Genomic DNA, 23,998 nt, shown 5'->3' on the forward strand with positions numbered 1-23,998 from the left:
TGCCGCAAGGCTGGTAGTACCAAATTCGAGAGGAGCAGGACGATGACGAACAGGGCATTCCGGTTCGGTGTGGTGGGCAGCGCGGACCGCGGCGCCGAGGAGTGGAAGCGGACGGTACGCCGGGCCGCCGGCCTCGGGTACTCGACAGTGCTGATGCCGGACGGCCTGCAGTTGCTGTCACCGTTCCCCACGCTCGCAGTGGCCGCCATGGCCGCCGACATCCGGGTGGGCACCTTCGTAGCCGCCGCACCCCTGCGCCCGCCGCGCTCAGCCGCCTGGGACGCCCACACGCTGTCGGTACTGACCGACGGCCGCTTCGACTTCGGTATCGGCACCGGGCGCCCCCAGGCCGAGCAGCAGGTCAACGAGGTCGGCCTGCCGTGGGGATCGGCCAAGGAGCGCCGGGACCAGGTCCGCGAGACGCTGGACCAGCTGGCGAAGCTCGACGGCGACCAGCACACGCCGATCATGCTCGCGTCGGGTGGACCGCGCTCGCTCGCCCTGGCCGCAGCCCGAGCGGACATCGTCTCCCTGGCCAAGCCCGCGACGGCACCGCGCGAGGAGATGCTGCAGCTCACCCAGGAGCTCCGCGAGCTGGCCGGCGAGCGCGCGGACCAGATCGAGCTGGCCATGAACCTCTTCGCCGCCGGTACGACGGAACTGCCCGCCTGGAGCAAGAAGGCGACCGGCCTCGACCCCGCCGACCTCGAGAAGAGCGACTCGCTCATGCTCCTGCGCGGCACCCCGCAGGAGATGGCCGACGAACTCCAGCGCCGGCGGGACGAGTTCGGCGCGTCGTACATCACCATCAACACCGACTACCTCGACGAGCTGGCCCCGGTCGTCGAGATGCTCAACGGCAAGTAGAAAGCACGCTGCCCGCCGACTCCCAGACGGTTGGGAGTCGACGGGCAGCGTTGAGGGGTGGGACAGATGGTCTTGGAGGCCGGACCGCCGGCCGGTCGCAGGGAGGCCGGCGGTCCGGGGTACTTAGTGGGCTGTGGTTGGTGCGGGCTCTACCGCGGCCGGTACGTCGCCGGCGTGGGTGTCGCCGGCGGCGAAGGCGACCTCGTCGAACGGGTCCTCGCCGGCGAAGACCTGGCGAGCTTGTTCCTTGTCGAAGCCGCCGGTCCAGTGACCGACCAGGACGGTGGCGACCGCGTTGCCGGCGAAGTTCGTCAGGGCCCGGGCCTCGGACATGAACCGGTCGATACCGACGATCAGGCCGACGCCGTCGACCAGCTCCGGCCGGTGCGACTGCAGACCACCGGCCAGCGTCGCGAGCCCTGCTCCGGTGACACCGGCGGCACCCTTGGAGGCCAGGATCATGAACGCCAGCAGGGAGATCTGCTGACCGATCGAGAACGGCTGGTCCATCGCCTCGGCGATGAACAGCGACGCCATCGTCAGGTAGATCGCGGTGCCGTCCAGGTTGAACGAGTACCCGGTCGGGACGGTGATACCGACGACCGACTTGTCGACGCCGAGATGTTCCATCTTGCCGATCAGCCGCGGCAGCGCGGTCTCCGACGACGAGGTCGAGACGATCAGCAGGAACTCACGGCCCAGGTACTTGAGCAGCTGGAAGATCGACAGCCCGGTGACGACCCGCAGAATCGTGCCGAGGATGACGACCACGAACAGCAGACAGGTGATGTAGAAGGCCAGCATGATCTTCAGCAGGCTGACCAGCGCGGTGCTGCCGGCCGCGCCGACGACCGCCGCGATCGCGCCGAAGGCACCGACCGGCGCCGCCCACATGATCATCGACAGCACCTTGAAGACCAGCCGCTGGATGTGGCCGATGCCGTCCAGGATCGGCTGGCCCTTCGAGCCCATCGCCTGCAGCGCGAAGCCGATCAGCAGCGCGACCAGCACGGTCTGCAGGACCTGGCCCTCGGTCAGCGACGAGACGATCGTCTTCGGGATGATGCCGAGCAGGAAGTCGGTGGTGCCTTCGTGCGCGCCGGCGGCCTGCTTCTGGCCCGCGTCGCGCAGCTTGTCGGTCAGGTTCAGGCCGGAACCGGGCTGGACCAGGTTGCCGACGACCAGCCCGATGGCCAGCGCGACCGTCGACATCACCAGGAAGTAGCCGAGCGCGAGACCTCCGACCTTGCCGACGCTGGCGGCCTGGCGGACCGACCCGATGCCGAGCACCAGGGTGCAGAAGATGATCGGGCTGATCATCATCTTGATCAGGTTCACGAACCCGGTGCCGAGCGGTTTCAGCTCGATCGCGAAGTCCGGGAAGATGAAACCGACGCCGATGCCGAGCAGTACGGCGACGATGACGGCGATGTAGAGGAAGTGGGTCCGGTCGTTGCGAACCGGAGTCGGTCGGGGTGCGGTGGGGCTCGCCATGGGGGACTCCTGATTTGCCGGGCGGGCGGGTTCTGAGTAACTGTGACGTGACGCACAAGCCAACTGCGCATTTCGTTCATATCGTTCGCGACCGAATCACCTCGCCAGGCGCGCGGCATGCCAGTTGGGGCAGTGGTGTGGAGAATGGCGGCTATGAGAGACCGCCCGTGGGAGCTGCGCCGCCAGGTGTTCTGGCTGCAGACGGCCACGGTCTCGGTGATGATCGTGCTGGTCTGGATCGTGCTGCTCGCGCACTCCCGGACCCAGGCGGACCGGGACGCCGCCGCGGCCGGGATCGCGCCGACCGGCTGGGGTGACCTGATCCAGCTGGAGCTGCGCTCGATGCTCGGCGTCGCCAGCCTGCTGCTCGGCGTCGCGGTGGCCGGCAACGCGCTGGTCAGCTGGCGGGTCCGGCACACCACCCGCGGGATGGGCACGCAGGCGCTGGCCTGGATGCTCGACTTCTACGAGGGCGTGCTCCGGGCAGCGCGCGAAGGCCTGATCCTGGTTGACTCGCACGGCCACGTCCAGCTGATCAACGACGAGGCCCGGCGGCTGCTCGCCCTGCGCAACGTCCCACCCGGTACGACGGTTGACGACCTTCACCTTCCGGCGACGCTCTCGGGTCTCTTGCGCGCCGGCAGGACGGCGTACGACGAACTGCACCTCGGCGCGCTCGGCGTCGTCGTGGTCAACCAGCAACCCGCCCGCTCCGGCCGGATCGTCACGCTGCGGGATCACACCCAACTGCAAGCTCTGCTTGGCGAACTGGACGCTGTCCGCAGCCTGGCCGAGTCGCTGCAGGCGCAGAACCATGAGGCCTCCAACCGCTTGCACACCGTCGTCAGCCTGATCGAGATCGGCCGGCCGGAGCGCGCACGGGAGTTCGCCGTCTCCGAGCTGCAGCTCGCCCAGGCGATGACCGATCGCGTCGTCGGCACGGTCGGCGACCCGGTGCTCGCGTCGCTGCTGCTCGCCAAACTCGCCCAGGCGCAGGAGCGCGGTGTGCTGCTCACGCTCGAGCTCGGCTCGGAGGCACTGCACACGAAGCTCCCCGCCCAGGACATCGTCACCGTCGTCGGCAACCTGCTCGACAACGCGGTCGAGGCAGCGCGCGGCGGTACTGCGCCGCGACGGGTCGAGCTGAAAGCATCGACGAGCGCCGAGTACATCGACCTCGCGGTGACGAACACCGGCGCCGAGTTGGGGGCGGCCGAGTTGGCGCGGATGTTCGACCGGGGCTGGACGACGAAGGCCGAGCCGGGGCACGGGTTGGGGCTGGTGCTGGTTCGCAGTACCGTCGAGCGCTGGCAGGGGACGTTGATGGTGGATCCGGATTCCGAGCTGGACGACGTACCGGCGTTGACCGTCAGGGTGCGGTTGCCTCGGTTACGGGGCACTGATGCCTGACCTGCGCGTGTTGGTGGTCGAGGACGATCCGGTGGCTGCCGAGGCGCATCGGGTGTATGTGGATCGGCTGCCGGGGTTCGTCTGCGTCGGTCTCGCCGGTACTGCGGCGCGCGCCCTGCATGTGCTGAGCCACGAGCAGGTCGATCTCGTGCTGCTCGACATGAACCTGCCGGATGGGCACGGGCTGGACGTAGTACGGCGAATGCGTGCTGCTGGCAACCAAACCGATGTGGTTGCCGTGACGGCTGCTCGCGAAGTGGCCGCGGTACAGGCTGCTGCTCGGATCGGGGTCGTGCAGTATGTGTTGAAGCCGTTTGCCTTTGAAACGTTGAGGGATCGGCTCAGTGCTTATGCGCGGCAACGGCGTGCTGCGGAGTCGGGACAGGTTGTCGCCGATCAGGACGAGGTCGACCGGTTGTTGCATCCGGCAACCAGCTCGTCGGTACCCAAGGGCTTGGCGGGGTCTGTACTTGACCGCGTGGTGACGCTGCTCGGCGACCGCGAAGGCTGGACCGCCGAGGAGGTCGCGGCCTCGATCGGTACGTCCCGGATCACCGCCCGACGCTATCTGGAGCACCTGGCCGACCAGGGCCAGGCGTTGCGAACCCAACGCTATGACGGCCGGAGCGGACGGCCGAAGGTTGAGTACTCCTGGGTGTCCGAAAGCTAGACGCGGACGAGCGTTGCCCAGAGGTGGGGCTGCAGCGGGAGGCCTTCGGCGGCCATGTCGTACGCCCAGAGGAGCTCGCCCTTGACCAGGCCGTAGAGGCGGTGGCCGGCGTTGACCTCTTTGGCCGTGACGGTGCGAGCGATCACGTCGGTGCGCATCTCGATCTTGGCGCCGTCGATCTCGCCGTACCAAACCTCGGCGAAGCCGGTCGGGTGGGCCATCACGACCTCGAGCTTGCCGTCCGGCTTCGGCCGCCAGAACCCGGTCTCCATCGCCAGCGGACGCTCGCGCTTGCCGTCCTCGCCGACCACGAAGGTCTGGCTGACGTAGTGCAGGAACGGCTTGCCGTTGTGGCTGAAGTCGATCTGCTGGCCGAACTCGAACTTCTCGATCGTCGGGTAGTCACCGTGACCGCGGCCCTCCCACCGGCCGAGCAGCCAGGCGAGCGGCATCAGGTCGGGGTGCAGGTCCTGCGGGATCTCGAACGCCATCTCGCGCCTCAGTTCGCCGCGCGGCCGCGGTACAGCCGGTAGACGACGAACGCCGAGAACCAGCCCATGAACACGGTGACGAGCACCAGCAGGGTCGTGAAGATGACGTGTAGCACGATTGTCAGTCTAGGGGATGGCGGCAGCGGTCTGAGCTACGGTGGCGTGATGTCCCGCACGCTGGTGATCAAGCTGACCGCAGGCGCCGAAGAACCCGAGCGCGCCAACCAGGCCCTGACCGTCGCAGCCACGGCCGTCGCCTCAGGCGCCCAAGTCTCTCTCTGGCTCACCGGAGAGGCCGTCTGGTTCGCCGTCCCCGGCCGAGCCGAGGCCTTCGACCTCCCGCACGCCGCCCCCGCCGCCGACCTACTGGCCGCCGTCCTCTCCGGCGGTCAGCTCACGGTCTGCACCCAATGCGCCAAACGCCGAGACCTCACCGAGGCCGACCTACTCCCCAACACCCGCATAGCCGGCGCCCCCGCCTTCACCGAAGAAATCCTCACCGACAACACCCAAGCAATCGTCTACTAGCCCCCGTACGCCGGTAAGCGCCGACACCGCTGCCCAGCCAGCACGCAAGGGCGGCCGGTCCCAAGGCGCGGGGACAGCTCGCGTGGCCGGTAGGCCGGGGGCGGCTCGCCCGCCGGCCGCTCTGGCTGACTACTCGCCTACGCCTGGGCCGTCGCGGCGGCTGCCCTTGTCGGCGCGGAGTTCGGCTGCGCGAGCACCCGGGTTCTTGCCGCCTGCACCAACCTCTACGGGCTCTCCGGTGCGGGGGCGGGTCGCCTCGGCGGCGTCGGCTTGCCCACCTTGGAGTCCTCGCAGCTTGTCCATCTCTTCCTGCGACATCCCCGGCCGACCGTTCTGCTCGCCCTGGCCACCCTGCCCGTTCTGCTCCGAGCGCGCCTGCTCCAGCGTGGTCTCGACGTAATCCGGCCCGCGCTGCTCGTTCTGCGCCTCCTGATCTGCCGCCGCAGCCTGATCTCCGCCGGTCTTCAGCCCCGGCTGAGGCCCAGCCTCCCCCTGCTGAACCTGCTCCTCCCGCCGCTCCCGCTCAGTCCCGTCCTGCTCAACCCCAGGCTGCTGAGCGTCCTTCCCGATCACCGCAGGCGCCGCGCCATCCTCATCCGGGATCCGCTCGTCCTGCTCCTCCCGGACCTGCTGCGCGTCCTCCCCGATCACCGCCGGAGCAGCACCGTCCTCGTCGAGGACCCGATCGTCCTGCTCCTGCTGCTCGAGCCCAGCCTGCTGCGCATCCTCACCAATCACCGCAGGCGCCGCACCGTCCTCATCGAGGATCCGCTCGTCCCGCTCCTGCTCCTGCTCCTGGACCTGCTCCTGCTGGACCTGCTGGGCATCCTCGCCGATGACTGCGGGCGCCGCACCGTCCTCATCGAGCAGACGGTCATCCTGAGCGACCTCCGGCTCAGCCTGCCGGGCCTCGCGCTCAGCCTCGGTCTCACCGATCACCTCAGGCGCCGTACCGTCGTCATTCAGCGCCTCGGCTTCCTGCTGGTCTTCGAGCTCCTGCTCGCGACGCTCTTCCTGCAGCTCCTCAGCGACCTCCTCGGCAACGACCGCAGTGGCTCCAGCCGCAGCGGCCGCCGGCACGACATCGCCGCCGCGTGCCTCTTCCGTCTCGCGCTGTTCCGCGTTCCGCTCCTGCTCACGCTCTCGCGCCTGCTCGGCGTCGCGCTCAGCCCGCTGCTCCTCACGCTGCTCGACCGCGTCGACCTCCCCGTTCTGGTCGCGATCGACGACGTTCCGGTCGAAGTCCTCCGCCTCCCGCTCGCGATCCTCCCGATCGTCGAGCCCGTTCCCGTCGACGTCGCGCCCCTCCTCCACCTCACGCTGGATGTCCTCCGGCGTCAGGTTCGGGTCGCGGTCCATCCGGTCCCGCTGCGCCTGCTGCCAGCGCGCCTGCTCCTCGACCATCTGCGTCCGCTGGTCGTCCGGCAACCGATCCAGCTCGTTCGCGAACTCAGGATTGTTCCGCCGCTCGTTCTGCAGGTCCTCGATCAGCGAACGCAGCTCCTGCTCGCGCATCGCCGCGAGCGCCCGCTCCTGCGCCCGCGCCTGCTGCAGCCGCTGCGACAGACTCGGACTGCGCTTGCGCAGATGCTTGGCAGCGATCTTCCGGAACACCTGGTAGACATCCCGGAGCATCTCTTCTTCGATCGACGCCATCAGGCCACCTCGCTCGCATAGACGGAGTACCCGAAGCCGGCGCTGGTCCCCGCCGGGTCGGCCTGGGGCTGGGTCGCGTACAGGTGCATCTCGGCGCCAGGCCGCAGCCAGACTGCCAGATGGCGGCGCCGGTCACGCCATTCCAGCGGAATCCGCGGATCGGTCCCCGGTCCGACGAAGACCGGCTGCCCCCAGTGCCGCCGGGCCAGTTCGAGCTGGTCGGGCCACCGGTCGTCGAGGCCGTCCTCAGCCGCGCGGACCTCATCAGCACCGATCTCGTACGCCGACCAGCCACCGCGCGGGCTGTCCGGCAGTACCGCATCGGGCAGCACCAGCATCACGGTCCGGCGCGGAGTCACCAGACCCCAGGTATAGCGGTTCGGGTCGATGTTGCCCGGAGCCCAAGGGCGCCATCCGGTAGCGGCGGTGACGCGCGACACCAGCGTGCGGATCGCGTCCAGCCCGGTCTCGGGTGGTCCCCAGACGCGCTTCCAGTCGGACACCTCCGCAAGATCGGCCAGAGCGCGCTCGTCATCGTCCGACGACCGCTGCTGCGTCCTCACCTGTCCCGCTCCCTTCGCTCGAACCTGCCCAGCCTAAAGCGATGAGGTGCCATCCCGCTCGGACGCAACCCCGAACCTGTGGATACCGGCCCCGCACGAGGTGTTGATCCGCGCACGAGCGGAGCGCCGGGCACGCACATGTCGCGCTCTGAGTGCTCACTCAAGCGGTGCAGCCCCGTCCGACCGCGACTTATGCATGCATGGCGGTCCGGGGCGGAGGCGGCGGGAGGAGCGTGGGGGAATGCGGTCGAGCGTTCGCGAGCCGTAAGCGGCGGTACGGCGTACCGGGCGGGCGTTCGCGAGCAGTAACCGGAGGCGGGCGCCGGGTGGGCGAATTCTGCGCTCTGATGAGAAGCATGAAGTTGCCGCAGCCACCGACCGAGGAATCGTTCCCGTCGCCGTTGCACCATCCGCGCACGGCCACCGTGCTCGGGCGCTGGCTCGGGGTCGCGATCACGATCTGCTTCCTGACCGGTCTGTTCAGCCATTTCCAGCAGGCGACGCCGGGCTGGCTCGTCATCCCCAGCCGGCCGGCTTCGCTGTACCGCGTGACGCAGGGCCTGCATGTGCTCAGCGGAATCGTCTCCGTCCCGCTGCTGCTGGCGAAGCTCTGGACGGTCTACCCGAAGCTGTTCGCCAAGCTCCCCTGGCCGCCGAGCCGCAAAGCACTCGGTACGGTCCTCGAACGCGGCTCGATCCTCGTCCTCGTGTCGGCGCTGGCGCTGGAACTCTTCATCGGCTTCCTCAACACGCTCCAGTGGTACCCGTGGCCGTTCCCCTTCAAGGAAACGCACTACGCCCTGGCATGGATCATCATCGGCGCCCTGCTCGTCCACCTAGCCGTCAAACTCCCCCTCATCCTCGCGAACTGGCGCCGCACCCCAGCCGACCGCACGTCGCTACCCCACGACCCCGCCCGTACGCCGGTACCGCCGGCCGACTCGTTGCCGCCGGCAATCACCGGCCTGACCCGCCGCGGCCTCTTCCGTACCGTCGCCGGCGCCGCCTCCCTCGTCGGCATCGCCTCGATCGGCCAATCGGTCCCCGCTTTCGGCCCGATCGCCGTCCTCTCCCCCCGCAAACCCAACATCGGCCCCCAAGGCCTGCCCGTCAACCGAACCGCCGAAGCCGCCGGCGTACAACCCGTCGACGCCACCTGGCGCTTCACCATCAAAGCCCCAACCCCTCTCTCCTACTCCCTGGCCGAACTCCAAGCCCTCCCCCAATCCCACTCAGCCCTCCCGATCGCCTGCGTAGAAGGCTGGAGCCAAGGCGCCCACTGGGAAGGCATCCGCATCCGAGACCTCCTGTCCCTCTGCGACGCCCCACCCAACGCCCACCTCAGAGTCATCTCCATGGAGAAGGGCGGCTTCTACGCCACCACCGAACTCCCACCCAACTTCGCCCAAGACCCCCTGACCCTCCTGGCCCTACGCCTGAACGGCGCCCCCTTGGCCCTGGACCACGGCTACCCCGCCCGAATCATCGCCCCCAACCGCCCCGGCGTCCTCCAAACCAAATGGGTCCACCGCCTGGAGGTCCTCCAGTGAAAGAAGACAACCAACCAACCACCGATCCGACGGCAGCCCCGCAACACACCTCCACCGAAGCCGGTGCAGCTGCGCCCCCGCTGCCAGTCGAAGGCGAAGCCGCTCCGGGCGACACCCCAGCAGGCACCAGCCCGGACGACGCCCTGGCGACAGGCGGCCCGCATCGCACGCCACCCAGCACCACCGAGGCCGGCGCCGCCTCCTCAGCTGCCGCGCGCGTAGCGCGCGGCTTGCTCGGCGCGGCGGGTGTCGGGTTGGGGCTCTGGGGTTTGCGGCTCTTGCTGCAGGCCGTCAGCACAAGCGCGTTGGTGCGTTTGCCGTTGTGGCTCGGGGGTGCGGTGGTGACCGACGACTTCTTGCTAGTGCCGTCGACGGTGGCCGCCGGGTGGTTGCTGACCCGGTGGTCGATGGGGCCGGGGCGGCATCGGGTTGTTGGGGTTGTGCGGGCGACGTTGCTGTATGTCGCAGTGACGACGATGATCGCGATTCCCTTGTTGATCAGGCAAGGGAAAGGGGTCAATCCGACGGTGTTGCCGCGGGACTATCTCAGGGACTGGCTGTTGCTAGAAGCAACCATTGTCGCCGTGGGCGTGGTGATCGCAGTGATTCAGGGGCGGGGCTTGATGTTCAGGAGGTGGCGGGCCTCGTCGGGCGACATCGGCGGGCGTTGAGCCAGCGCCGCGATGGTGGCGGCGCGCTCGACCAGTTCGGCGTTGTGGGTGACCGGCTGGCCCTTGGCGAGCGTGAGCGTGTCTTCCATGCCGACCCTGAGGTGGCCACCCTTCGACAGCGCGGCCAGCGCGACCGGCAGCGTCGTACGGCCGACGCCGGTGGCCGACCAGGACGTGACGCCCGCCGGGAGACCGTTGACCGCGGCAACCAGTGCGTCCGTGGTACCGGGCATTCCACCCGGGACGCCCATCACCAGGTCACAGTGCACCTTGCCGCCATACGGCAGCCCGTACTTGTCCAGCAGCCGTCCCAGCGCCGCCACCTGTCCGAGGTCGAACAGCTCGAACTCCGGTACCACCTCGCGCTCCTGCGTGAGCTGGTACAGCTCCGTGACGAACGGCCACGGGTTCATGAAGACGTCGTCGCCGAAGTTGACCGTCCCCATCGTCAGCGAACACGAGTCCGGCGCCGCGTCGAGCACCCGCAGCCGGTGGTCGAACGGGTCCGTCACGGCACCACCGGTTGACAACTGAACGATCAGCGCCGTGTTCTCCCGGACCGCGGTCACCGTCTCGGTCAGCCGACCCAGATCCAGCGTCGGCCGGTGCTCGGAGTCGCGGATGTGGATGTGGATCATCGCGGCCCCCGCCGCCTCGCACCGCTTGGCCGTCTCAACCAGCTCATCAAGCGTGGTCGGCAGCGCCGGGCAGTCCGCCTTGGCGGTCTCGGCACCAGTGGGAGCAACGGTGATCAACGTCGACGTCATGAACGAATCGTGCCAGATCCCGGCCCCAGACGGGATATTCCCCCGTGCCGCACCCCGAAAACCGGACATTCTCCCGCCATCTCACCCCCGGCGACGCTGCCTGCCGACCAGCCAGGCACCCCCGCAGAGCACCGCCAACCCACCACAGATCCCACTGACGAGCCGATCCTGTGCGACATCGTCAGCCGCCCGCTTGGCCGCCCCAGCCGGCCGAACCCGATGCGGATCCGCCACCAGATACTCGACCTCCACCTGCTGCCCAGGACGCGGTACGTCGGAATCCAGGTCGAGATCGTCGGCCAGCACCTCCCCGGTGATCAGCTCGTCGCCCACCGGATACCGCGTCACCAGGTGCCGCTTGCCGAACCCGTGCGGCCCATCGTCGTACCGGAGCACCTCCCCGGCGACGACCACCTTCTCCCCGCCGTACTTACGCTCCTGCACCGCCGTCACTGTCGACCCGACCAGCAGAAAGCCGACCATCAGCAAAAAGAACCCGGCCAGGCTCAACGGCACCAACGGATCCTGCCCGCGACGCCGCCAGTGCGTGTCCCCCGCATCGGCAGCATGCCGCGCATGGCTCACACCGTCATCGAGCCCAGCAACCACCATCGGCGACCGGCCGGCGATCCACAGCACCACATACAGCAGCAGGCTGTAGACCAGCCAGCCCAGCAGAACGAGCAGCCCACCAAGGGCCCAGCTGAAGAACCCATCCCCGACCGAGCTGCCTGCGACGGCAGCGACGAGAGCACCGACACCGCCACTCAACGCCGCGAAGGCAGCCATCGCCGCGATCGCCGCAATGGGTACGACGCCGCCACCCGCCTCGCCGAGGACGTACAGGCGACAGGGGCCGACGAGGAACACCCATCGCAGCAGGCGGCGCATGAGTTGAGCGTGACAGAGAATTGGGGGCATGAGAGCAGTAGTGCAGCGAGTCAGCCAGGCATCGGTCAGCATCGAGGGCGAGGTGGTCGGCGCGATCGACCAGCCCGGACTGCTGGTCCTGCTCGGCGTCACCCACGACGACACCCCCGAGAAGGCCGCCGCGCTGGCCGCGAAGATCTGGACCCTGCGGATCCTGCACGACGAGCGCTCCTGCGCCGACGAGCAGGCGCCGATCCTCGCCATCAGCCAGTTCACCCTGTACGCCGATACGCGCAAGGGCCGCCGCCCGTCGTGGAGCGCGGCCGCACCCGGTCCCGTCTCGGAACCCTTGTACGACTCGTTCTGCGCCGCCCTGGAGGCCCTCGGCGCCAAGGTCGAGCGCGGCCGTTTCGGCGCCGACATGCAGGTCTCCCTGGTCAACGACGGCCCGGTCACCCTGATCCTCGACGCCTGACCCCGGGACAAGACAGAACCCCCGGCCGGATCTCGAGGATCCGGACCCGGGGGTCCTGATGGAGCTACCTGGCTGAATCGGTGAGGTTCGGCTCAGCGAGGTGGTGATGTGGTGGCTGGATCAGCCGATCACACCGGCGGCCGAGTGGCCGAGGACAACCTTGGTGTTCAAGCTGTAGACGTCGATCACCAGGGCGTTGACGGACACGTACCGGCTCTGACGCACGACCTGGTTGAAGGTCAGCTTGGCGACACCGGGGATGTCCAGGACTGCGTTCGGGCCGGTCGCGACCTGGTAGGTCTTGTTGCCGACCTGGATCGAGGCGACGCTCGAGGAGGAGTGGATGCCGACCTTGCCGTCCTTGGTCTTCCAGGCGGAAGCCGACGACTCGATCGCACCGACCCGCAGGCTGCCGACGCGGACGCCGGCGATGTGCGAGGTGAAGTTGACGGCCGACTTCTCGGCGCCCATGTAACCGTTCTTCGTGGTGTAGATGGCACCCACGGAGGCGACCTTCGGGATCTCGATCCCGGCGATCGAGTTCTTGATCGTCTTTCCTTCCGTGCCCTGGCAGGTGGCCTGGTAGGAGGTCTTGCCCGACTTGACCAGCTTGTCGACCTGCACGGTCGAGCCGTACGCGTCACCCATCACCATCGCCGTGGCCGGCTTGGTGATCTCGGCGCGGGTCTTCAGGACCGCGACGTCGACACCCTCGGGGATGTACTTGTTCTTCACGTTCGCGTGCAGCACGACGGCCTGCGCGTACGAGTAGATGCCGGCGCTGGTCTTCACGCCGCCCACGCGGTTCAGCACGATGTAGCCCAGGCCCGGGATGGCGACCTTGAAGTTCGGGCTCGGCTTCACCAGCGACGGAACCACGACGCCGGCGATCTTCACCGCGGCGAAGGTGGTGTTGCCCGTGTAGGACAGCTGGCCGTTCTTGTAGACCGACGTGGTGGTGGTCTTGGCGCCGACCAGGTGCAGCAGGTTGCCGACCTTGATGTCGGCGGCGGTCGCGTTGCTGGTCACGCCGTTGCCCTTGGCGTCGTTGAACGCGTGGGTGTCGGTGGTGACGGTCTGCGCGATCGCCTGGTTGTTCACGTTCGCGGTGGCGAGATCGTTGCGGTCTTTCGCGCTCGAGTCCGTGGTGCAGCTGAACTGCGCGACGACGTTCGGGCCGTGCTGGACGATGCCGGCCTCGATGCCGGTACCGAACGAGTAACCGCTGTAGCCAAACACCGGCGCGGCGGACGCCGAACCCGAGGTCAGCGCGATCGTCGAAGCTACGCCGACAACCGCCGCAACTCCGACGGCAGCGAGCTTCTTGTATCCGATGCGGGGTCTCATGACCCCTCCTCCCTGAGTGATGACGTGACCCTAGTGAGCGGGCCAGGACACAGACACAACTCAACCGGTTGCGGTAGGTAACGAAAACTTCGCCGTCGAGATCAAACCGTTACCTGATCACCCACCCCGTGAGAATCGAGATCTTGCGCGTAACCCCACGCCATGAGATCCACACCACCCCAACTCCCTGATATTGCAGCTAGTTGCAGCTCCACACCGCAGCCAGAACCCGTCCCCATTGCTAGCGTCCGGAAGATCCGACAACAGCAACGAGGGGGAACCATGTTGCGAACAAAAGCATTGGTGGGGCTGGCCGCACTCGCGCTGGTGGCAGCGACGGCCGGGCCGGCGATGGCGGCGTCACAACGGCTGCGCTGGCGCTTCGACAGCGCGAGCGCGGTGGTCACGACGGTGGTGGACGACAGCAGTCATGGCCATACCGGCACGGTGGCGACGTCGAACGGCGGTCAGGTCACCGCGGTGACCCCGGGTCGGGATGGTATCGGACAAGCCGTGAAGTTCCCGGCGATGTGCACCACGGCACCGTGCCCGGAGGCAATCATCACCACCCCGGCCGCCGCGGATCTCGATCCGGGGACGGCGGTCTTCAGCTACGGCGTCTGGACCAAGGTCTCACTGCCCGAGCTTTCGGACACCCTCGGCTCGAACCTGCTCCAGAAGGGCCTGTGGAACACGTCCCAGTGGAAGCTGCAGATCGACCCGCCACACACCGGCTTCCCGAAAGGCGCGCCGAGCTGTGTCGTCGTGGAGCCGGGTGGCGTGAACGCGAAGGTTGCCAACTCGACCGTGTCGGTTGCCGATGGCAACTGGCACAAGATCACCTGCCAGCGCACCCCGACCGAGCTCCAGATCTATGTCGACAGCAACAAGACCGGCCATGCCGACCTCGGCACAGCGGCGTACACGATCAGCCCGGCCGGACTCCCGGTGACGCTCGGCGCCAAGAGCGTGGGCAGCAACAACGACCAGTACCACGGCACCCTCGACGACGTGTTCTACAACGACTATCTGGCCTACCCGCAGCCCTGAGGGCGAGCCGAAGGGCCCGTCGCGCAAGCAAACGGGCCCTTCGGGGTCAGCAAAATAGCAGGTCAGACGGCGACGGCGACCTCGGCCACCTCGCCGTACTGGGCAACCACCTGGCGGTCGACCGGGTCGGCCTTGGGGGCCAGCGTCCGGAGGGTCCAGGTGCCGGGGGCCGCGAAGAAGCGGAAGTGCCCGGTAGCTGAGGTCGGGACCTCGGCCGTGAACTCACCAGTTGCGTCCAGCAACCGCACGTAGGCGCCGCCGACCGGCTCCTCGCCGCGCAGTACCTGGCCCTGGATCACGGCTTCCTTGTCCACGTCGACGCCCTTGAGGTCAAGGCCGCCCTTCTTCGCTCCGCACATGTCAGGCCTTCCCTGGCTCGTCGCCGAGCGCGACCGGTACGCCGACCAGCGAACCCCACTCGGTCCACGAACCGTCGTAGTTCTTGACGTTCTCCTGGCCGAGGATCTCGTGCAGCACGAACCAGCTGTGCGCCGAGCGCTCGCCGATCCGGCAGTACGCGATGGTGTCCTTGCCGAAGTCCACGCCGGCGTCGGCGTACAGGGTCTTCAGCTCCTCGTCGACGCGGAAGGTGCCGTCGTCGTTGGCGGTCTTGCTCCACGGGATGCTGACCGCGGTCGGGATGTGGCCCGCACGCTGGGCCTGCTCCTGCGGCAGGTGGGCCGGGGCGAGCAGCCGGCCGGCGTACTCGTCGGGGCTGCGCACGTCGACCAGGTTCTTGACGCCGATGGCGTCCTTGACCTCGTCGCGGAAGGCGCGGATCTCCAGGTTCGGCTCCTTCGCCTGGTACTCCGTGGCCTCGCGCTTGACGACCTCGTCGGTCAGCTCGCGGCTGTCCAGCTCCCAGCGCTTGCGGCCACCGTCGAGCAGCCGGACGTCACCGTGGCCGTAGAGCTTGAAGTACCAGTACGCGTAGGCCGCGAACCAGTTGTTGTTGCCGCCGTAGAGCACGACGGTGTCGTCGTTCTTGACGCCCCGCTCGGACAGCAGCGCGGAGAACTGCTCCTGGTTGACGAAGTCGCGGCGGACCTGGTCCTGGAGGTCGTCCTTCCAGTCCAGCTTGATCGCACCGGCGATGTGGCCGCCGTCGTACGCCGAAACGTCCTCGTCGACCTCGATGAGGACGACGTTCGCGTCACTCTTGTGCTCCTCGACCCAGTCGGCCGAGACGAGAGCGGATTCCCTGCTCATTGAATGCTGCTCCTAAGTGGTAGTAGCGGTGGATGGCGTACGAATGCGGTGGATCAGCAAGTAGGCCTCGCAGCCGAGGCAGAGCCCGACGGCGGCGTTGACGAACGCGGCGACCAGGGCGAACCCGGTGGCGACCACGCCCAGCACCTCGACGCCGGCGAAGTAGCCGATCAGGCCGAGGACGGCGAAGACCAGCCCGACCAGTTGCGCGAACCGCGGCGGCGCCGCGTCCTCCAGTTCCTCGGGCGGACCGATCCTGGGCCGGACGAGCCGCTTGAACAACTGCCCGTACGGCGACGCCTGGACTCCCCAGACGACCGAGATCGCGAACACGACCGCCTGCACCACGAGTGGCCAGGGGTTGTTCAGGATCAGGGTCAGCGCCAGCACGGCCGTGGTCAGCCCGGCGGCGAACCGGAGTCCGCGCGGGTCGACCTGGGGCTGTTGTTGTGCCGCCGGAGTGGACATGACGACTCCCGGAGAAGGAGGTGGTTCGAGCCGGACCCGCCCGGGGCTGCGGGAGGCGACGTACTGGGAACCGTGCTCAGCTACCGGTTCCGGAGCGCTCGGGACGCCGCCTGGTCAGTGGGTACGACACAGGGACGAGCGCATGCGGCAGTTGTCCACTGCCCTGCGCTTGGTCAGCCATGTCGTGTACTCCACGCCTCCGAGAGTACGGAAACGATCCGTGACCGCCAGCAATGGTCCCACCTGGTGAGACAACTGATCACATGCTGATCGGACTCACCGGCGCTGCTGCGGCCCGACCACCACGTTGGTATCCGCGATCTTGTCGTGCAACGCCTGCTTCTTGTCGTCCCAGAGCGGGAAGAGCACGTCCACCAGGCTCAGGCAGCCGCAGATGAAGCCGAACACGCTGGTGCTGGCCCAGCGCTTGAGCACGGTCATCCCGGGCGGCGGACCGGGGACCGCGCGCAGCCGCACGCTGAGCCCCAGCGCCTTCTTGCCAGGTGTGGCGCCGGTGCGGGTCAGGAAGAAATAGGAGTAGGCGAGCTCGACCAGCAGGCCGAGGATCGAGGCCGGGATGACCCACTGATAGATCTCCACCGGCAGTTCGAAGGTCGGCGTCGTCCCCGCGGCCGGCGTCGCGAACAGGTCGCTGTCGTTGATCGCCTGGATGTAGCGGTAGTAGAAGTAGCCGGTGAACGGCAGGCTGATCACGAACACGATGATCGAGTCGATGATCCGCGCGGCCACCCGCTTCCACCAGCCGGCGAGCTCCTGACCGTCCGGCGTCGACGGCACCCGCGGCCCGTAGCCGAACCCCTGCTGGGCATGGCCCTGCGGTCCGTACCCCTGCCGTCCCATCCCCGGCTGCCCGAGCCCAGGCCCGAAGCCCTGCTGGCCGGTCTCTTCTCCCGAAGCGGGCTGGCCGAACTGGCCCTGGTACGGCGGCGGTCCCTCACGGGGCCGGCGGTAGTCCGTCCAGAACCCGCCGTCCCAGTACCGCTGCTGGGTCGGGTCCTGCGGATCGTCGTACCAGCCGGCCGGGAAGCTCATCGCCAAAGCATCACGTACTGCTGGGCCAAGCCGCCAATTGGGGCTAGTGACTCGCGGCGTCCACTGCGGTGCCGAGGGCGGCGATCACGTCCGCCTTGCGGGGCTGGCCGCTGGCGCGGGTGACGATCGCGCCGGTCGCGTCGAGCACCAGCACGGTCGGCGTGCGCATGATGTCGAGCCGGCGGACCAGCTCGAGGTGCGACTCCGCGTCCAGCTCGACGTGCTTCACGCCGGGGACCATCGCCTCGACCTCGACGAGCGTCCGCCGGGTGGCCCGGCACGGCGCGCAGAAGGCCGACGAGAACTGGAGCATGGTGGCCCGGTCGCCGAGCCCGGTCCCGAGGTCCGTGGCCGAGACCCGGTCCGCTGGGTCCGCTGCCGAGGTCGTGTCGTCCACTGCTTCCTTCTCACCTGCCACCCGGACCGCGCGAGTGCCGCGGAACCGGCCGTCGAACCGGGACTTCAGCACGCTCAGTACGACGCCGAGGGCGACGGCGCTGACCAGCACGATGATCCCGGGGCTCATGACAATCCAGACTACGTCGGTCCTGATTACGCTCAACCAGTCGTTCAGCCAGTGGACCGAACCGGACTGAAAAGAACTATTCCAAACTATGTTTCAAACGAGTGTTGCACACCCTAGGTAATTGCCAGGTAAGCCTTACCTGGAGGCCACCGTGATGACCACTCGGCGGTTTTTCTGCCGATTGGCGTCCGAGGTGTTCGGAACCGCCGGAGCGGTCTCCCCGAAACCTTTGGTGGTGATCCGCGCGGCGGCGAAGTGCTCGGTCCTGATCAGGTACTGCGCGACCGCCTGCGCGCGCCGCTCGGACAGTCGCAGCCCGTACGTCGCGTCGCCGCGGTCGTCGGTGTGCCCCTCGACCCGCAGCTTCGCGTCCGGATGTTCTCCCTTGATCTTCACCGCGATCGCATGCAGCGCCTTGGCCGCATCCGGACGGATCGTGGCCTTGTCGGTGTCGAACAGAACGTCACCGGGAGCGACGTAGGAGACCTTGCCCTCGCCGGTGAAGACGTCGACCTTCTCCTGGCCCGGCAGTTTGCGGGATTCGAGCCGGGCCGGATCGACATCCACATCGGGCAGCCTGACCTCGGGCACCTTCACGGTCTGGATCCGCAGGTCGGGGACGGACCCCTCGCCCTTCACGAACCCGCCCGGCCGGGCGGCCCCGTTCCGGGACACCCCACGCCGTACCACGCCCTTGCGGGTCACCGTGGGCAGCACGCCCTTGTTCTCGACCTGGCAGATCTGCGGCGACGTCACGGCCGGTACCGCCTTGCCGGCCACGGTCACCCCGGGGAACTCCTGCTGACTCCCGGCCAGCACGCTGCCTGGAATCGTCACCGGCGGGATCGTCGCGCCGGTGATCTTGACCGCGCCGAGGCAGCCGCCGGGAGCGTCGTACTGGATCACGCAGCCCGCGTCGATGAGCTGCGCCGGGACCGTGAAACCCTCGACCGCGGTCTTCTGGGTGCCGTTGTCGTCGTAGGTCAGCGGGGCGACGACCACCTCGGGCACAGTGACCGCCGGCAACTTCCGGACGGTCCGGCCGGCGCCTGGGGCGCACTCCGGATCAGCGGCGGGCGTCGGTGCCGGACTCGTCGTCGACGGCGTGCCGGGGGTCGGCGGAGCGCTCACCGAGGGCGGTCCGGACGGCGGGACCGAGCCCGCCGAGGACGGCTTTTCGGAGTCACTGCACGCGGCCGCGGAGGTCGCCGTCGCAATCGCGAGTAAACAACAAGTCACCAGCCGTGACGTATTCCGCATTGGCCAAGTCTTGCACGCGGCCGGAACCGGCGGAAATGCCACCGGGACATATGTTACCCAGCGATTAATCTTTCGTGAACGATCCCGAAGTCGGCGGCGCCGGCCGATGCCGGCGACTAGTTTCAAAACTGGCCGCACCGCGTTGACGATCTCGGCGGTGGCGACTACTTTCGACGGAGGCCGCGAACAGGTTGGTTACTGTCCGCAGTCGCCCGCAGGACGGCCGACGTGAGGCTCGGCCGAGGTGTCACCCGACCCTGGGGTGGGGTGCAGGGTGAAATTCGACCGCTTCGCGCGGTGGGGGGATTAAGGATGATTGTGCCGACTACGCCCATGAGCCGAATGAGTCTGGCTGACGTCTGGGACCGCATTACACATTTCTCATTGTCGATGGACGATCTTTCGCAATGGCGGAATCTGGTCCCGTTGGCAGCCGCCGGAATTGTGGTGTGGCTGCTTTGGCTTTACCGCTTCTTTCTGTCCCGGCTGGCCAGACCGATCGAGAACGATTTCACCACCACCACGTCGGTGGTGGTTCCTTCTTTCCATGAGGATCCCGATATCCTGATGCGCTGCCTGGAGACCTGGCGGCACCAGAATCCGGACGAGATCATCATCGTGCTGGACGTCGCGGACACCGAGGCCTACGAGCGGCTGGTAGCGCTCGACGACCCGCGGATCAACCCGATCCTGTTCAAGCACGCCGGCAAGCGGTCCGCGCTGGGCGTCGGGATCCGCGCCGCCAACTACGACGTGCTGCTGCTGGTCGACTCCGACACCAGCTGGGAGCCCGGCCTGCTGAAGGCCGTGCAGCGCCCGTTCATCGACCCCGAGGTCGGCGCGGTCAGCACCCAGCAGAACGTGCACGAGCGCACCACCAGCGTCTGGCGCCGGGTCGCCAACTGGCTGGTCAACCTCCGGTACTACGACTACGTCCCCGCAATGGGCGCGGCCGGCGCGGTCGCCTGCGTCTCGGGTCGCACCGGCGCGTACCGGCGCAGTGTCGTGCTGCCGGTACTGGAGAACCTGGAGAACGAGTTCTTCCTCGGCCGGCGCTGCATCGCCGGCGACGACGGCCGGCTCACCTGGCTGGTCCTCGCGTCGGGCTACAAGACCGTGCACCAGTCGTCGGCCAAGGCCCTGTCGATGTTCCCGGCCACCTTCCGCGCCTTCGCCAAGCAGCGGATCCGCTGGAGCCGCAACTCGTACCGCTGCTACCTGACCGCGGTCTACAAGGGCTGGCTGTGGCGGGTGCCGCTGGTGACCAAGGTGACCGTGCTGCAGATCCTGCTGACCCCGGTCACGATGGGCATCACCATCGGCTACATGGTCTTCAGCCGGCTGGACTGGACCTGGCAGAGCTTCACCCTGGCCGCGGTCTGGATGACGATCGCCCGCGGCATCCGCGGTTTCTCCCACCTACGCAGACATCCGGGCGAGATCGTCCTGCTGCCACTGATCGCCGTCACCGTCATCCTGATCGCGCTGCCGATCAAGCTGTACGCGTTCGTGACGATGAACAAGCAGGGCTGGCTGACCCGGTCCGAGGACACCATCGGCGGCGAGGGCCAGGACGCGGCGTCGCTGATCCGGCAGAACCAGAACACCGCCGGCACGAGCCAGCTGCAGCCGGCCCTCAACAACGAGGCGAACCGGCCCAAGCACGCGTCCGCTGAGCTGAACCACCACAACGGCGAGCTGCAGACGGAGCCGGCCTCATGACCGAGCCGAAGAAGAAGAGCCGCAAGGGCCTGCGGGCCGTTGCCGTGGTCGGGGTGCTCGGCATCGCCGGGTTCGTCCTGCTGCAGACCACCGCGTCCGGCTCTCCCAACGCGTCGCCGACGCCGAAGCCCAGCGCGACCACCCCGAGCACCACCCCGAAGCCGCAGCCGCCGGACGCCACCCAGCCGACGACGCCGGGTGAGTCCAAGGACGAGAAGACGATCGACCGGCTGCCCTACCCGGGTGACCCGGAGGCCGAAGCGGCGTACGTCGCCGACGAGGACCGCCGGCTGGTCGAGGTGCGCACGGTCGACTCGCTGGCCCGGTGGAGCAAGACCTCACTCAATTCGCCGTACCGGATCGCGACCGGATCGGCGTACACGCTGGTCCTGACGCCGCGGCGTGAGGTGTACACGATCAAGGACCTGCTCGGGCTCGCCCCGCAGACCTTCATCCGGCAGCCCGACGGCGGCTACCTGCTGTCCGAGCACGTGGTGATCCAGAACGGCGCGACGCTGAACCTGGCCTCGTCCGGTGGTCTGACGCTGCGACTGGCCAGCGACGACAAGGGGTTCGTCTCGATCGTCAACTACGGCGGCGTGCTGAACGTCCAGGGCGTCAACGGCCGCCCGGTCCGGATCTCCAGCTGGAACCGCGACACCGACGGCCCGGACACCCTCACCAACGACGGCCGCGCCTACATCCGCTCGCTGGGCGGCCAGGTCCGCTTCCGGTACGCCGAACTGTCCGACCTCGGCTTCTGGAGCGGCCGGACCGGCGGCCTGTCGCTGACCGGCACCGACCGGCCGAACAGCGGCTCGCTGGACAAGCTCGGCGAGACGATGCGGGTCGGCAAGCGCGCGGCCAAGGAACGCCAGGCCGAGAAGGACGCCGGCAAGGGCAAGACCACCAGCACCACCGACGGGCTCAACGGCGCGGGTAAGAACAGCCTCAGCCAGGTGCTGCCGGCCGGCAAGCTGCCGCTGCCCGAGGTGGACATCGCGGACCCGGAGTACAGCTACGTGTCCGCGCTGATCCAGAACACCACGATCAAGCGGAACGCGTTCGGCCTGTTCGCGGCCAGCGCCAACGGTCTCGACATCCGCGACAGCCACTTCGACGACAGCCTGGTCGACGGCATCGTGATGCACCGCTACGTCACCAACGCGGTGATCGACTCCAGCACCGCCGACGGCAACGCCGGTGACGGCTTCGTGCTGTCGCGGGCGACGACCGGCATCGTGCTGTCCGAGATCGAGGCCAGCCGCAACCACCGCAACGGCCTGACCATGTCGGGTCTGCCGCTGGCCGACGGCCCGAGCGCGACCGGCTCCAGCCTGGGCAGCTACGGCAACAACACCGTGTCCAACAGCAAGCTGATCGACAACGCCCGGTACGGCGTCGAGGTGATCGGCGGCACCAACATCGGCGTCAATGCCAACGACCTGCAGGGCAACGACATGGGCGTCGTGGTCCGCGGCGGCGCCGAGGACGTCTCGGTGGTCGGCAACCGGGTCACCGAGCCGATCCGCCAGGGCATCGCGATCCGCGACGGCGTCACCAAGTCCGTTGTCACCGGCAACATCATCAGCGGCGGCAACACCAGCGTGTACCTGCGCGACTCGGCCGCCACGGTGCAGCGCAACACGATGTCGGACGCCGACTCGCACGCGATCTCGCTGGTCGGCTCGGTCAGCCAGACCAAGGTCACCGAGAACACCATCAGCGGCCGCGGCCCGAGCGCGATCGACACCAAGCGGGCCGCCGACGTCAACATGCACCGCTGGAAGAACGACGAGGACAACTGGCACGACACCACGCCATTCGTGGTCACCCTGAAGCGGTTCCTGCAGCCGCTGACCGCGATGTGGATCTTCCTCGCCGCGCTGCTGATCTTCACCGCCGCCCGGGGCTCGCGCCGGATCCGGCAGGTCGTCCACCCGTACGCCGACAAGCGCCCGGTGACCGACGGAAGGACCCTGCCGGCCGGCACGGTCCCGGTCGCCGGCGACAACAACAACCACTTGGGAGCCAGATGACCCGGCTGAGCCGGCTGCTCGAACTGACCAGGCTGAACAAGCTGTCCCGGCGTGAGCTGATCATCGCCGGCAGTGCGGCCGGGGCAGTCCTGCTGGTCGGTGGCGGCATCGTGGCCGCCGCCTGGCCGGACGACCACACATCAGCCCCCTTGCCGACCGTCGGGCCGTCGATCCCGGTGGTACCGCCGGAGCCGAGCATCCCGGACATCACCGACGAGCCGAGCGACCCGGCGAGCAGCACGCCCACGACGGAGCCGACCGAGAGCGAATCTCCGGACGAGGGCGACGGCTCCAGCAAGAAGAAGCCAGAGGACGCGCCGGTGATCGCCAACGCGGCGGCCGCAGGCCAAGGACCGCTGCCGAACTCGTCGCCGGTCACCTGCCCCGAGGCCACCGTCACGGTGCAGGACACGAAGAGCCTCGAAGAAGCCCTGTCGAAGGCCGCCCCCGGGACCAGCATCGCTCTCGAGGACGGCACGTACACCGGGAAGTTCGTCGCCCAGGCCTCCGGTACCGCGGCACAGCCGATCTGGCTGTGCGGCGGAGCGGGCGCGGTACTGGACGGCGACGGCATCAAGGGTGGATACGTCTTCCACCTGAACAAGGCCAAGTACTGGCGGCTGGTGGGGTTCACCGTCACGAACGGTCAGAAGGGTGTGATGGCCGACACCACCGTCGGCTCGGTCGTGCAGGGTCTGACCGTGCACGACATCGGTGACGAGGCGATCCACCTGCGCGCCGACAGCACGGACAACGTCGTCCTGAACAACACCATCTCCAAGACGGGTCAGCGCCGGGACAAGTTCGGCGAAGGGGTCTACATCGGCTCCGCGGTCTCCAACTGGTGCACGACGAACAACTGCCGGCCGGACCGCAGTGACCGCAACGTGGTCAAGGGCAACAAGATGTCGCAGACCACCGCGGAGGCGGTCGACATCAAGGAAGGCACCACCGGGGGGCTGGTCGAGGGCAACACCTTCGACGGCTCGGCGCTGACGGGCGGCGACTCCTGGGTGGATGTCAAGGGCAACAATTGGCTGATCAAGGGCAACAGTGGGACGAAGTCGCCGCTGGACGGCTTCCAGACCCACCAGATCCTGAAGGGCTGGGGAGACCACAACCTGTTCACCGGCAACATCGCCACCGTCGACGGACCCGGCCTGGCCTTCGCGCTGCGCCAGCCCGCCGGAAATATCGTTGCCTGCGACAACAAGTTCACCGCGGCCGGCGAGGGCCTCAGCAACATTCCCTGCAAATGACCCGCCGGCACCACCTGATCGTCCGCCCGACCACAAGCCGGACGGACAGCTTC

24 protein-coding genes are annotated in these 23,998 nt (G+C 68.1%); 11 read left to right on the forward strand and 13 right to left on the reverse strand.

Translation table 11 applies throughout. The features are described from left to right. Nucleotides 1-42 precede the first annotated feature (42 nt). The gene (locus ABD116_RS16020; protein WP_343969812.1) at nt 43-867 is read left to right on the forward strand and encodes an LLM class flavin-dependent oxidoreductase; all 825 of its coding nucleotides are present in this window, start codon (nt 43-45) and stop codon (nt 865-867) included. Nucleotides 868-990: 123 nt separating this feature from the next. On the opposite strand, the gene ABD116_RS16025 is transcribed toward ABD116_RS16020, so the two are convergent. Then, entirely contained in the window at nt 991-2,361 is a 1,371-nt protein-coding gene (locus ABD116_RS16025; RefSeq protein ID WP_343969815.1) for a cation:dicarboxylate symporter family transporter, read from the reverse strand. A gap of 153 nt (nt 2,362-2,514) precedes the next feature. Here ABD116_RS16025 and ABD116_RS16030 point away from each other — a divergent pair, with 153 nt between their 5' ends. After that, complete coding sequence (locus tag ABD116_RS16030; protein WP_343969818.1) at nt 2,515-3,771, forward strand: sensor histidine kinase; 1,257 nt, start codon at nt 2,515-2,517, stop codon at nt 3,769-3,771. Beyond that, entirely contained in the window at nt 3,764-4,441 is a 678-nt protein-coding gene (locus ABD116_RS16035; protein ID WP_343969821.1) for a response regulator, read from the forward strand. The genes ABD116_RS16030 and ABD116_RS16035 overlap by 8 nt, the downstream gene beginning before the upstream one ends. On the opposite strand, the gene ABD116_RS16040 is transcribed toward ABD116_RS16035, so the two are convergent. Further along, nucleotides 4,438-4,932 carry a heme-binding beta-barrel domain-containing protein gene (locus ABD116_RS16040; protein ID WP_343969824.1) on the reverse strand — a complete coding sequence of 165 codons (495 nt, stop codon included), beginning with the start codon at nt 4,930-4,932 and terminating at the stop codon, nt 4,438-4,440. The two genes, ABD116_RS16035 and ABD116_RS16040, sit on opposite strands and share 4 nt — an antisense overlap. A gap of 165 nt (nt 4,933-5,097) precedes the next feature. Here ABD116_RS16040 and ABD116_RS16045 point away from each other — a divergent pair, with 165 nt between their 5' ends. After that, entirely contained in the window at nt 5,098-5,460 is a 363-nt protein-coding gene (locus ABD116_RS16045) for a DsrE family protein (RefSeq protein ID WP_343969827.1), read from the forward strand. Nucleotides 5,461-5,589: 129 nt separating this feature from the next. Here ABD116_RS16045 and ABD116_RS16050 read toward each other — a convergent pair whose 3' ends face one another. Next, nucleotides 5,590-7,116 (reverse strand): hypothetical protein, encoded by a 1,527-nt coding sequence (locus tag ABD116_RS16050; protein ID WP_343969830.1) that lies wholly within the window; start codon nt 7,114-7,116, stop codon nt 5,590-5,592. Beyond that, nucleotides 7,116-7,679 carry a hypothetical protein gene (locus ABD116_RS16055; RefSeq protein WP_343969833.1) on the reverse strand — a complete coding sequence of 188 codons (564 nt, stop codon included), beginning with the start codon at nt 7,677-7,679 and terminating at the stop codon, nt 7,116-7,118. The genes ABD116_RS16050 and ABD116_RS16055 overlap by 1 nt, the downstream gene beginning before the upstream one ends. Nucleotides 7,680-8,026: 347 nt before the next feature. On the opposite strand from ABD116_RS16055, the gene ABD116_RS16060 reads away from it, so the two are divergent. Together ABD116_RS16060 and ABD116_RS16065 are read left to right on the forward strand one after the other, a co-directional pair. After that, nucleotides 8,027-9,229, forward strand: a complete 1,203-nt coding sequence (locus ABD116_RS16060) for a molybdopterin-dependent oxidoreductase (protein WP_343969836.1) — start codon at nt 8,027-8,029, stop codon at nt 9,227-9,229. After that, nucleotides 9,226-9,900, forward strand: coding sequence for a hypothetical protein (locus ABD116_RS16065; protein ID WP_343969839.1), 675 nt, complete (start codon nt 9,226-9,228; stop codon nt 9,898-9,900). The genes ABD116_RS16060 and ABD116_RS16065 overlap by 4 nt, the downstream gene beginning before the upstream one ends. Here the strand turns inward: ABD116_RS16065 and ABD116_RS16070 are convergent. Together ABD116_RS16070 and ABD116_RS16075 are read right to left on the reverse strand one after the other, a co-directional pair. Beyond that, the gene (locus ABD116_RS16070) at nt 9,837-10,667 is read right to left on the reverse strand and encodes a beta-keto acid cleavage family enzyme (RefSeq protein WP_343969842.1); all 831 of its coding nucleotides are present in this window, start codon (nt 10,665-10,667) and stop codon (nt 9,837-9,839) included. The genes ABD116_RS16065 and ABD116_RS16070 overlap by 64 nt on opposite strands. Nucleotides 10,668-10,748: 81 nt before the next feature. Further along, a complete protein-coding gene (locus tag ABD116_RS16075; protein ID WP_343969845.1) occupies nt 10,749-11,558 on the reverse strand; it encodes a hypothetical protein in 810 nt (269 codons plus the stop codon). A gap of 28 nt (nt 11,559-11,586) precedes the next feature. Here ABD116_RS16075 and dtd point away from each other — a divergent pair, with 28 nt between their 5' ends. Then, nucleotides 11,587-12,012: a D-aminoacyl-tRNA deacylase gene (gene dtd / locus ABD116_RS16080; protein ID WP_343969847.1), complete on the forward strand. Its 426-nt coding sequence runs from the start codon at nt 11,587-11,589 to the stop codon at nt 12,010-12,012. 120 nt (nt 12,013-12,132) lie between these two features. On the opposite strand, the gene ABD116_RS16085 is transcribed toward dtd, so the two are convergent. Further along, nucleotides 12,133-13,359, reverse strand: coding sequence for a choice-of-anchor P family protein (locus ABD116_RS16085; RefSeq protein ID WP_343969850.1), 1,227 nt, complete (start codon nt 13,357-13,359; stop codon nt 12,133-12,135). 282 nt (nt 13,360-13,641) lie between these two features. On the opposite strand from ABD116_RS16085, the gene ABD116_RS16090 reads away from it, so the two are divergent. Further along, entirely contained in the window at nt 13,642-14,409 is a 768-nt protein-coding gene (locus ABD116_RS16090) for a LamG-like jellyroll fold domain-containing protein (RefSeq protein ID WP_343969853.1), read from the forward strand. Between the two features lie 62 nt (nt 14,410-14,471). Here the strand turns inward: ABD116_RS16090 and ABD116_RS16095 are convergent, their stop codons facing one another. The 6 genes from ABD116_RS16095 to ABD116_RS16120 form a co-directional block, all read right to left on the reverse strand. Then, on the reverse strand, nt 14,472-14,768 hold the full coding sequence (locus ABD116_RS16095) for a DUF1416 domain-containing protein (protein ID WP_343969856.1): 297 nt from the start codon (nt 14,766-14,768) through the stop codon (nt 14,472-14,474). Between the two features lies 1 nt (nt 14,769). Continuing rightward, a complete protein-coding gene (locus ABD116_RS16100; protein WP_343969859.1) occupies nt 14,770-15,618 on the reverse strand; it encodes a sulfurtransferase in 849 nt (282 codons plus the stop codon). Between the two features lie 12 nt (nt 15,619-15,630). Next, nucleotides 15,631-16,086, reverse strand: coding sequence for a DUF4395 domain-containing protein (locus ABD116_RS16105; RefSeq protein WP_343969862.1), 456 nt, complete (start codon nt 16,084-16,086; stop codon nt 15,631-15,633). A 276-nt stretch (nt 16,087-16,362) separates the two neighbouring features. Then, nucleotides 16,363-17,139, reverse strand: a complete 777-nt coding sequence (locus ABD116_RS16110) for an RDD family protein (RefSeq protein ID WP_343969865.1) — start codon at nt 17,137-17,139, stop codon at nt 16,363-16,365. A gap of 43 nt (nt 17,140-17,182) precedes the next feature. Next, nucleotides 17,183-17,665: a TlpA family protein disulfide reductase gene (locus ABD116_RS16115; protein WP_343969868.1), complete on the reverse strand. Its 483-nt coding sequence runs from the start codon at nt 17,663-17,665 to the stop codon at nt 17,183-17,185. Nucleotides 17,666-17,800: 135 nt separating this feature from the next. Further along, complete coding sequence (locus tag ABD116_RS16120) at nt 17,801-18,796, reverse strand: OmpA family protein (RefSeq protein WP_343969870.1); 996 nt, start codon at nt 18,794-18,796, stop codon at nt 17,801-17,803. Between the two features lie 519 nt (nt 18,797-19,315). Between ABD116_RS16120 and ABD116_RS16125 the strand changes: the two genes are divergently transcribed. From ABD116_RS16125 to ABD116_RS16135, 3 genes are read left to right on the forward strand one after another with little or no spacing between them, the layout of a single operon-like run. Then, entirely contained in the window at nt 19,316-20,647 is a 1,332-nt protein-coding gene (locus tag ABD116_RS16125; protein ID WP_343969873.1) for a glycosyltransferase, read from the forward strand. Beyond that, nucleotides 20,644-22,686, forward strand: coding sequence for a right-handed parallel beta-helix repeat-containing protein (locus tag ABD116_RS16130; protein ID WP_343969876.1), 2,043 nt, complete (start codon nt 20,644-20,646; stop codon nt 22,684-22,686). The genes ABD116_RS16125 and ABD116_RS16130 overlap by 4 nt, the downstream gene beginning before the upstream one ends. Beyond that, complete coding sequence (locus tag ABD116_RS16135) at nt 22,683-23,945, forward strand: hypothetical protein (protein WP_343969879.1); 1,263 nt, start codon at nt 22,683-22,685, stop codon at nt 23,943-23,945. The genes ABD116_RS16130 and ABD116_RS16135 overlap by 4 nt, the downstream gene beginning before the upstream one ends. Nucleotides 23,946-23,998 lie beyond the last annotated feature (53 nt).

Origin of the sequence: Kribbella koreensis (assembly GCF_039525325.1) — a bacterium.
Lineage (GTDB): Bacteria > Actinomycetota > Actinomycetes > Propionibacteriales > Kribbellaceae > Kribbella > Kribbella koreensis.

Coding starts and splice junctions, on each gene's coding strand:
- ABD116_RS16115 (WP_343969868.1), bottom strand. CDS start 17,665: ATGAGCCCCGGGATCATCGTGCTGGTCAGCGCCGTCGCCCTCGGCGTC.
- ABD116_RS16125 (WP_343969873.1), top strand. CDS start 19,316: ATGGACGATCTTTCGCAATGGCGGAATCTGGTCCCGTTGGCAGCCGCC.
- ABD116_RS16085 (WP_343969850.1), bottom strand. CDS start 13,359: ATGAGACCCCGCATCGGATACAAGAAGCTCGCTGCCGTCGGAGTTGCG.
- ABD116_RS16020 (WP_343969812.1), top strand. CDS start 43: ATGACGAACAGGGCATTCCGGTTCGGTGTGGTGGGCAGCGCGGACCGC.
- ABD116_RS16075 (WP_343969845.1), bottom strand. CDS start 11,558: ATGCGCCGCCTGCTGCGATGGGTGTTCCTCGTCGGCCCCTGTCGCCTG.
- ABD116_RS16025 (WP_343969815.1), bottom strand. CDS start 2,361: ATGGCGAGCCCCACCGCACCCCGACCGACTCCGGTTCGCAACGACCGG.
- ABD116_RS16095 (WP_343969856.1), bottom strand. CDS start 14,768: ATGTGCGGAGCGAAGAAGGGCGGCCTTGACCTCAAGGGCGTCGACGTG.
- dtd (WP_343969847.1), top strand. CDS start 11,587: ATGAGAGCAGTAGTGCAGCGAGTCAGCCAGGCATCGGTCAGCATCGAG.
- ABD116_RS16070 (WP_343969842.1), bottom strand. CDS start 10,667: ATGACGTCGACGTTGATCACCGTTGCTCCCACTGGTGCCGAGACCGCC.
- ABD116_RS16135 (WP_343969879.1), top strand. CDS start 22,683: ATGACCCGGCTGAGCCGGCTGCTCGAACTGACCAGGCTGAACAAGCTG.
- ABD116_RS16030 (WP_343969818.1), top strand. CDS start 2,515: ATGAGAGACCGCCCGTGGGAGCTGCGCCGCCAGGTGTTCTGGCTGCAG.
- ABD116_RS16040 (WP_343969824.1), bottom strand. CDS start 4,932: ATGGCGTTCGAGATCCCGCAGGACCTGCACCCCGACCTGATGCCGCTC.
- ABD116_RS16110 (WP_343969865.1), bottom strand. CDS start 17,139: ATGAGCTTCCCGGCCGGCTGGTACGACGATCCGCAGGACCCGACCCAG.
- ABD116_RS16130 (WP_343969876.1), top strand. CDS start 20,644: ATGACCGAGCCGAAGAAGAAGAGCCGCAAGGGCCTGCGGGCCGTTGCC.
- ABD116_RS16060 (WP_343969836.1), top strand. CDS start 8,027: ATGAGAAGCATGAAGTTGCCGCAGCCACCGACCGAGGAATCGTTCCCG.
- ABD116_RS16050 (WP_343969830.1), bottom strand. CDS start 7,116: ATGGCGTCGATCGAAGAAGAGATGCTCCGGGATGTCTACCAGGTGTTC.
- ABD116_RS16090 (WP_343969853.1), top strand. CDS start 13,642: ATGTTGCGAACAAAAGCATTGGTGGGGCTGGCCGCACTCGCGCTGGTG.
- ABD116_RS16100 (WP_343969859.1), bottom strand. CDS start 15,618: ATGAGCAGGGAATCCGCTCTCGTCTCGGCCGACTGGGTCGAGGAGCAC.
- ABD116_RS16105 (WP_343969862.1), bottom strand. CDS start 16,086: ATGTCCACTCCGGCGGCACAACAACAGCCCCAGGTCGACCCGCGCGGA.
- ABD116_RS16035 (WP_343969821.1), top strand. CDS start 3,764: ATGCCTGACCTGCGCGTGTTGGTGGTCGAGGACGATCCGGTGGCTGCC.
- ABD116_RS16045 (WP_343969827.1), top strand. CDS start 5,098: ATGTCCCGCACGCTGGTGATCAAGCTGACCGCAGGCGCCGAAGAACCC.